Raw genomic sequence first — 1,475 nt, 5'->3', positions numbered from 1 at the left:
CATTGGTGACAAGTTAAGGAAAAGGGGAAATTGTCGAGGGTGGTATTTGCAGAGGTCAAAAATAGTGGGAAACTCAATCTGGACAAGTAATTGAGCGATTGAGGCCAGCCATGACCACCAGCCGAAAAACCAATAGAGACCACGCCAAAAAGAAACGCAGACCAATGGTGGAAGATGAAGTAATAGCCGAGCAACTAGAAAGATTACTGACACCAGCCATTACAAATCAAGAAAATTACTACAGAAAACTAGGACTTAGAGAAAGGATACTGAATTTACCATTAATGATGGCTGCGGTGTTAACCCGCTTTGTGGAGAGATGTAGCAGGAGTCAGAGAACTGACAAGAATGTTAGCCAGAGACGGAATTCTTTGGTGTAATCCTAAGTTAGTCAACAAGCCGTATCACACAAATTTTTAACATTTCCATCAGAATTATTTGAAAAAATATTTAAAGATTTATTGCCTAGTTTGAGAGCAGCTTGGCATAGTAGAAATAAACGTCCATTACCAGAAAGCATTCAATTTACATTATTAAAATTCGAGAAAATTTGGATAGTAGACGGGTCAACACTGGAGGCATTGTTTAGGAAATTACAAAGTTTAGAAGAAGCTCAAAGAGGACAATTAGCAGGAAAGATGAGTACAGTCATTGATTTAATGACCAGATTACCTGTAGAAATTTGGTTTGAAGAAAATCCCAAGGCATCGGACACGAACCTGTCAGAAAATATTCTAAATTTAGTCACAAAAAGAACTTTACTCTTATTAGATAGAGGGTTTTATCACTTTAACTTTTGGCATCAATTAATCGAGAAAAAAGTGGACTTTATTACGAGAATAAAAAAAGGAGCTGCAATCAAGATAGAACAGGTATTTACAGATAGTTATGGAGTAAAGGACACAAAGATACGTCTGGGTTCTGGCACAAAGAAGACTCCATTTATTACCTTACGGTTAATTGAAGTCCGGTCAGGAAAAACATGGCATTCTTATTTAACCAGCGTTCTAGACCCTCATATTTTACCCCCTTATGTGGTAGCCGATTTATATCGACGACGTTGGCGAATTGAAGATGCTTTTAATACAGTCAAAAGACTCTTGGGGTTAAGTTATTTATGGACAGGTTCAATCAATGGAATTCAATTACAAATTTGGGCAACTTGGTTATTTTATGCAGTATTAGTAGATTTAGGTGATGCTGTAGCTGACGAACTTTCTCTCCCCTTTGATGAGATTTCATTAGAAATGATTTATCGTGGTCTTTATCATTTTACAATGGCTCATCAAAAAGGTAAGGCCACAGACCCAGTTAAATATTTCGCTGACCCTCAAAATCGAAATTTAGGTATTATCAAACAGAAGCGAAAACCAAATATTAAGTTAATTGTCGCACCTTTTCGCGATCTTCAACGTGGGACTGACCAGTTTTTTTTCAACAATTCTCTCAAAGCCTCTTGACAAAAGACTTACAGC

General features: G+C 37.1%; 1 pseudogene. It reads left to right on the top strand.

Annotation, left to right across the window (positions count from 1 at the left end):
- The first annotated feature begins 164 nt into the window (after positions 1 to 164).
- A pseudogene (locus tag OGM63_RS12510) lies at positions 165 to 1,460 on the top strand (IS4 family transposase).
- The last annotated feature ends 15 nt before the right edge of the window (positions 1,461 to 1,475 follow it).

The organism is Plectonema radiosum NIES-515, assembly GCF_025753815.1.
Taxonomy (GTDB): domain Bacteria; phylum Cyanobacteriota; class Cyanobacteriia; order Cyanobacteriales; family Nostocaceae; genus Hassallia; species Hassallia radiosum_A.
Note: the sequence above shows the minus strand (reverse complement) of the source record. Positions and strands in the feature narration are given on the sequence as shown.